This is a genomic window from Vibrio sp. (assembly GCF_047973365.1).
Taxonomy (GTDB): Bacteria; Pseudomonadota; Gammaproteobacteria; order Enterobacterales; family Vibrionaceae; genus Vibrio.
The window spans coordinates 1-7,260 of sequence record NZ_JBKEBW010000117.1; the positions used below are offsets into that span (position 1 = coordinate 1).

The following is a 7,260-nucleotide window of genomic DNA, read 5'->3' on the forward strand; positions in this document are numbered from 1 at the left end:
TACCACTAGGCATTATTGATGCGGATAAGCTTAGTTATGAGCGAGTCGTTAGTTTTTCTACCAACATTATCTGTGCGCTCTTAATCATTGCTACGCTTTCACTGCAAATGTGGCACGCAATGCACCGAATTCACAATGGTATGCATGATCTGAAATTCACTACCGGCGTGGTCGGCAAAATTGCTTGTTATGCGTTTGCAGGTGCAATCTCAGTTCTTGCTGTGGTATTCATTGTCATGCTTATGATTTAAGTCATCAGCACTCACTCATTCCGCTAGAGTGGCGATGAGCCAATAAAAAAGACCAGTCGTCAGTGGCTGGTCTTTTTGTATTTGACTCTTTTTTCTAGAACGTCTTGTATCAGAAAGAAGCGATACTTATTTCACGCGACTTACGTATTCACCACTACGAGTATCTACTTTTACGACTTCACCAATTTGGATGAATAACGGTACGCGTACTACAGCACCAGTCACTAGTGTCGCAGGTTTACCACCTGTACCTTGAGTATCACCTTTCAGGCCTGGATCAGTTTCAGTCACTTCCAGCTCAACGAAGTTTGGTGGAGTAACAGAGATTGGGTTACCGTTCCAAAGTGTTAGAGTACAAGTGTTGTTTTCTACCAACCACTTAGCGTTGTCGCCAACTGCTGCTACGTCTGCTGCAATTTGCTCGAATGTAGTGTTGTTCATAAAATGGTAGAATTCGCCATCTGAATATAGATAATCTAGGTCGATATCAACGACGTCCGCAGTTTCTACAGAGTCACCAGACTTAAACGTTTTCTCTAGAACTTTGCCAGAAAGCAGTTTACGGATTTTTACACGGTTGAAAGCCTGACCTTTGCCTGGTTTTACATACTCGTTTTCGAGAATGACACAAGGCTCATTATCAAGCATAATTTTAAGACCGCCTTTAAATTCATTCGTGCTAACAGTAGCCATATTTCCTCTTACATTGTTCGAGTTAAAATTAATGCCGCACATCATAACCCGAAAAGTCGATTCTGTTGAGCAAAACTGGATCAAACAGCTCGCAAATGCTATCTCAGATCCCACTCAGTTGCTCAAGGAACTCGATATTGATCCTACACCTTGGCAAGACGGGTTCACTGCTCGCAAATTATTTGCTCAACGCGTGCCGCAGAGTTTTGTGTGTCGAATGGAAAAAGGCAATCCGCACGACCCGTTGCTACGTCAGGTTTTGCCACTGAGCAAAGAGTTTGAAGTACACCAAGGTTACTCTAATGACCCTCTGTTAGAGCAAAACAACGACATCCCGGGATTACTGCACAAATACCGTAATCGGGCTTTGATGATAGTCAAAGGTGGTTGTGCGATTAACTGCCGCTACTGTTTTCGCCGTCATTTTCCTTATCAAGATAATAAAGGCACTAAGTCGGTTTGGCAGCAAAGCTTGGATTACATTGCCAAGCATCCTGAACTGAATGAAGTGATTCTTTCTGGCGGTGATCCGCTGATGGCGAAAGATCATGAACTGGCATGGCTGGTCGACAAAATCGCGGCGATCACTCATATCAAACGTCTGCGTATTCACTCTCGCCTGCCGGTGGTAATACCTGACCGTATTACTGATGAGTTAGTAGACACGCTAGCGCAGACTCGTTTACAAGTGGTGCTGGTGACTCATATCAATCATGCCCATGAAATCAACCTGGAGCTAAAACAGCAAATGGCTCGCCTACGTGCGATTAACGTCACTTTGCTCAATCAGGGCGTGATGCTTAAAGGAGTGAATGATTCGGTGCAAGCGCAGGTTAATCTTAGCGAAAGCCTGTTTGATGCAGGAATATTACCTTATTACATGCATGTATTGGATAAAGTTCAGGGTGCCGCGCACTTCTTTATTGATGACGAGGCGGCTAAAACCATTATGGCGGGAGTGATTGAACGCGTCTCGGGCTATTTAGTACCGAAGCTAACCCGTGAGATAGGTGGACGCAGTAGCAAAACGCCGCTCGATTTGCATCTTGAATAAATTTATCAAAGCGTTGCTCTACAACGCTTGAGTTTAAGGTTATTGTTGTTGGGTGGAATAGACATTAACTCGGTATCCTTCTTCCCCTTGCGCAATAAAATCGACAAAATGATGAATCGCCTCCAGAGCATCTTCTTCATGGTGGGTAACGTAGAGCAGTTGGCTGATGTTTGCAGAGGCAATTCGATTTAAGGCTTTGAACACGAGTTTACGATTGAGAAAATCCAGTCCTTGGTAGGGTTCATCCAGTATCAGCAAAGCTGGCTGTTTAATTAAAGCGCGACCAATGAGCAACAATCGTTGCTGCCCGTAATCCAGATGACGAAAACCGACTTTTTCAAACTGACTCATTTCCAATAGCTGCAACCATTCGCGTGCGTGAAGAATTTCTTTCTTGCTTGGCTGTTGGTACAAGCCAATCGAGTCATAAAAACCTGAGACTAAAACTTCTAACGCAGTGCAGTTAACTCGATATTGCAGATGTAAAGCCGAGGAAACCACACCGATGTGACGTTTCACATCCCAAATAGTCTCTCCGCTACCACGTTTCATCCCAAGTACCGTCACATCATTGCTGTAACACTGGGGATGGTCACCGAGGATCAAGCCTAACAAAGTACTTTTGCCACAGCCATTTGGACCCCGCACTTGCCAATGCTGCCCCTGTTCTATCTGCCAGTTCACACCAGAAAAGATTTTCGCATCCACATACTCCACAGTGACATCGTTCATACTCACCAGCGGATTGGGATATTGATGCGGTGATTGATGAGCTTGCAGAAGCTCTAACATGGCGTCACTCTTTTGTTCGGAAAGCGCCAGCATTTGCGCCATCACAGGATGATTTAACCACTCGTCACGGCTTAATGTTTGCGAAAGTTTTTGTTCGTCGAACAAGGCAACATGGGTAATGAATGATGGTAACTCATCTTCCCGAGAAGTAATGATGACCAATTGAATCTGCTTTGCACACTCTTGTAGCAATTCACAAAGATGTTGGCGATGTGCAATATCCAAACCAGAATAAGGCTCGTCCAAAATCATTAATTGTGGTTTGAGAGCCAGAGCGCGAGCGAGCATCACACGTCGGGTTTCACCGGTTGACAGTTGGCGAAAGCCGCGCTTTCTGATCGCCAATAGGTCGGTGGTAGCAAGCAAAGCTTCCAACTCACCGGAAGTACAACCGGATTCTGCCACCAGCTCTTCCACGCTAGAACCGTAGTCAATACAGTCCATAAAATCGGTATCGTCTTTTTCCAGCTCCAAATCGAGCAACCGTTGCTGCTCATGCAAAGAGACGCAGGCTATCTTTTCAGCAAGATCTGACACTTTACCTTGATCGGGTTGCAACTCGCCACTCAACACTCGCACTAACAGTGAAGCTGCATGGCTGTGGGTCGAAAACATTCCCCAATGTTCGCCAGCTTGCATTTGCCAGTTATCTATTACTAAAGATACCGATTCTGTTTGATGTTTAAGCTGTTGAATTTGCATAGTCACCTTCCTTGGGAAACGAATGATTATAGTGCATAACTTAGCGGTTAATTGCTAGCTATCCGATAACCTGAGTCAGTTCAAACAGCACAAAAAAATGGATGCATCAGGCATCCATTTTTATCTCACTAACCCATCGTTAATGTTTAATATTTAATTTACCCGCGCCGGCATTTTTCAACAGATTGTCTTTAACACTTTCTGTCGCATCCGCTTGGTATTGATAGCTGTTCTTCGGTAACCAGAAGGCATTGGCATCCGCTGGGTCTAACAAGGTTAGTGGCGCATTGTTGCCAGATGATGCCTGGTTTTTCTGCGCAACCGCATTCAGGTCAATGGCTGCACCGTTAGCTAAGTTACCTTCAGCAAAGAAATAGGTACCACAAGCGGCTTGTTCGAAATCTCCGGTTTTCACACAACGCTCTTGGTTATTAGTGCGCGAGTAGTAGCCAATGATCTTGTGTTCGAATGTGCCTTGACCATCATTCTTAATCTCAAACACGTTGTTTTCGGCGTAGATTTTCGCCGCAGTACCTAAAATGACGGCGTCCATCATGCCGTATTTGCCTGCTTGTTTCGCACCGCTAGCATCTAAGTTGAAGTAGTTATTGTATGTGTGAACACGACCAAAACGTAAACGGGGCATACGCTGACCTGTGTTATCCCAAATATTGTGATGGAAGGTCACATCAATCGCACCTGGACCATAGCCGATCTTCGCATCTGGCTTATCACTGCCACCAAGCAAGTTGGTCTTATCGTGGTTTTTGAAAATATTGTATGAAACAGTAATCTTCGTTGCCGCATTGGTGATATCGACTAAACCATCATGGTGTTGAACTTTTTGCTCTTTGATGTTGTAAGGTGCAGCCCATACCGGTGGGAATTGATCATCGGTACGCTCACCATCGCTGAATGTGTTGTGGTCAATCCACACTTGTTGTGCGTTATCGATAGCAATCAAATCATATTCTGAGTTCCAACGACCGCCTTCAGCACTGGCACAACCGTAAGGGTTTACTATATCGCTCACAAACTTATCGCTACAGTTGCCTTGACCAAATTCTTTCTTATCGATACGGAATGAGTCTTGAGTATCCCATTGTGGGAAGAAATCAAATGAGTCTGAGAACTCAATATTACGAATGATGATATTCTTCACCAACTCTTTACCCGCGGTACCCAGACGCAGCGTACCGAACTTAATGTGCGCATCGTCACCCACACCTAAGATCGATGTATTAGAACCGACACGTAAAATAGTGTAATCCGCTTGTGCTTTTTGATAGCAGTCACGAGCATCTTCAAGTGGGCCATTCACCCTTGGTGGGCGACCATTTTTCTCGAGATCTTGTTTGTTCCATACGGCGGGGTCATAAGTCGCGCGGTAAGCATTGTAGAAAGTATCGTAATCGCTGTGCTCTGTTTCATCAGCACACATTGCCATGAAATCAGAGCCCGACATCGATTGACCTTCAGCATTTGCGGTTAAATCGATAGTGCCCTTGACGTAAATAATTTTTGCTACATCACTTGCCGGGGCGTTTAAATTCGCATCCGCACTGCCGTAAAGAGCGGCAATTAATTGCGCTCGCGTCTCTACCACGTAAATATTTTCAGCTTTTGCGCCTTCACCACCAGTAACCGCGCCATCAACGGTTGCCCAACCCGTTGCTTGAGCAGAATCCGCAGGCAGAGTTGAAACAGTGCTACAACCGGCAAGAGTTGCCATCATAGCTATCGCAAGGTAAGTTTTTTTCATTAGGAGTACTCCTAGTAGGGTTTTATTATTACTTATATTTATAAACCATCGTTTCATTAAAAAGAGATCGTCATTTTATTTGTTTGGAATAAATCTCATTTTTTGTCCAATATTCAAGCAAAAACATGGACTAAATCTCATATAAAACGCCGTTATAACAAGGAATAAATTAATAGCTATTCGTACTGAAGCAGAGAGAAAAAGAAAGAATACCAGTCGGGAAAACTTTGTGATCAGTGAATGGGTATCGATAAGCAAACCCTCTGAGCCACGGATGGCTCAGCGGAGCCCCATGGAAGGTCGCTCTTATAAAAAATAAGGGCGTGTTTGTGTTCGATGCCCATTCGCTGTTCCACCGATGTTCGATCTGATCACATTTTTACCTAGGACGGTAGAACAGTAGACAAGATTGGATATGCCATTTTTATAAAACAAATGGCAGAATAGACAAAAGGCAGAACATGCCATCGCACATTCTGCCTTTTGAGTGTTTATGCTAGACCTTAACCATAAGGTCTACTCAGCACAGGAAATTACATCATTCCCATACCGCCCATGCCGCCCATATCAGGCATAGCAGGAGCATCTGATTTAGGTTTCTCAGTAACCATAGCCTCAGTTGTGATCATAAGACCAGCCACTGATGCTGCGAACTGAAGGGCGCTACGAGTTACTTTTGTCGGGTCTAAGATACCCATTTCGATCATATCGCCGTACACGCCAGTTGCCGCGTTGTAACCGTAGTTACCTGTGCCGCCTTTAACGTTGTTCGCCACTACAGACTCTTCATCGCCTGCGTTCTTCACGATTTGACGAATAGGAGATTCCATTGCGCGAAGTGCGACGCGGATACCCACGTTTTGCTCTTCGTTGTCACCAGTCAGTTCAGTTAGCATGGACGCTGCACGGATAAGTGCCACACCACCACCAGCAACAACACCTTCTTCAACCGCTGCGCGAGTCGCGTGTAGCGCATCTTCTACGCGGTCTTTCTTCTCTTTCATTTCAACTTCAGTTGCTGCACCAACTTTGATTACTGCAACACCGCCTGCTAGCTTAGCAACGCGCTCTTGTAGTTTCTCTTTATCGTAGTCAGAAGTTGCTTCTTCGATTTGTTGACGAATTTGCGATACACGACCTTTGATCGCGTCTTCTTCGCCAGCACCGTCGATGATAGTGGTGTTTTCTTTAGTGATAGTCACGCGCTTAGCTTGACCTAGATCTTCAAGAACGGCTTTTTCCAGCTCAAGACCGATTTCTTCAGAAATCACAGTACCGCCAGTGAGGATAGCAATGTCTTGTAGCATAGCTTTACGACGATCACCGAAACCTGGCGCTTTAACCGCTGCCACTTTCACAATACCACGCATGTTGTTCACCACTAGCGTTGCTAGTGCTTCACCTTCTACATCTTCCGCGACGATCAGCAGTGGACGTGAAGCTTTTGCCACGCCTTCAAGTACAGGAAGAAGTTCACGGATATTAGATACTTTCTTATCAACCAATAGAATGAATGGGTTGTCTAAATCAACGCTGCCCGCTTCTTGGTTGTTGATAAAGTATGGAGATAGGTAACCACGGTCGAATTGCATCCCTTCTACAACGTCGAGTTCGTCGTGAAGAGCCTGACCTTCTTCAACCGTGATAACACCGTCGCGGCCTACTTTTTCCATTGCTTCAGCAATGATGTTACCCACGCTTGAATCAGAGTTAGCAGAAATCGTACCTACTTGTGCAATCGCTTTGGTGTCAGCACATGGTACAGATAGCGCTTTTAGTTGCTCAACCGCTGCCACTACCGCTTTATCGATACCGCGCTTAAGATCCATTGGGTTCATGCCCGCAGCTACCGCTTTAAGACCTTCGTTTACGATAGATTGTGCTAGTACTGTTGCTGTTGTTGTACCGTCACCCGCTGCATCGTTTGCTTGAGATGCAACTTCTTTAACCATTTGTGCGCCCATGTTTTGGAATTTGTCTTCCAATTCAATTTCACGAGCAACAGA

Annotated in this window: 6 protein-coding genes; 2 read left to right on the top strand and 4 right to left on the bottom strand. The window is 45.0% G+C overall.

The features are described 5' to 3' along the window. On the top strand, positions 1 to 251 hold a 251-nt coding region (gene frdD, locus ACK5MF_RS14885), incomplete at its 5' end, for a fumarate reductase subunit FrdD (RefSeq protein ID WP_416923371.1). 126 nt (positions 252 to 377) lie between these two features. Here frdD and efp read toward each other — a convergent pair. After that, positions 378 to 944 (bottom strand): elongation factor P, encoded by a 567-nt coding sequence (efp, locus tag ACK5MF_RS14890; RefSeq protein ID WP_102967780.1) that lies wholly within the window; start codon positions 942 to 944, stop codon positions 378 to 380. 31 nt (positions 945 to 975) lie between these two features. On the opposite strand from efp, the gene epmB reads away from it, so the two are divergent. Further along, complete coding sequence (epmB, locus tag ACK5MF_RS14895) at positions 976 to 1,998, top strand: EF-P beta-lysylation protein EpmB (RefSeq protein WP_416923372.1); 1,023 nt, start codon at positions 976 to 978, stop codon at positions 1,996 to 1,998. A 39-nt stretch (positions 1,999 to 2,037) separates the two neighbouring features. Here the strand turns inward: epmB and modF are convergent, their stop codons facing one another. From modF to groL, 3 genes are all read right to left on the bottom strand, one after another. Continuing rightward, positions 2,038 to 3,492: a molybdate ABC transporter ATP-binding protein ModF gene (gene modF / locus ACK5MF_RS14900; RefSeq protein ID WP_416923373.1), complete on the bottom strand. Its 1,455-nt coding sequence runs from the start codon at positions 3,490 to 3,492 to the stop codon at positions 2,038 to 2,040. Between the two features lie 139 nt (positions 3,493 to 3,631). Then, entirely contained in the window at positions 3,632 to 5,254 is a 1,623-nt protein-coding gene (locus ACK5MF_RS14905; protein WP_416923374.1) for a pectate lyase family protein, read from the bottom strand. A gap of 533 nt (positions 5,255 to 5,787) precedes the next feature. Further along, on the bottom strand, positions 5,788 to 7,260 hold a 1,473-nt coding region (groL, locus tag ACK5MF_RS14910), incomplete at its 5' end, for a chaperonin GroEL (protein ID WP_416923375.1).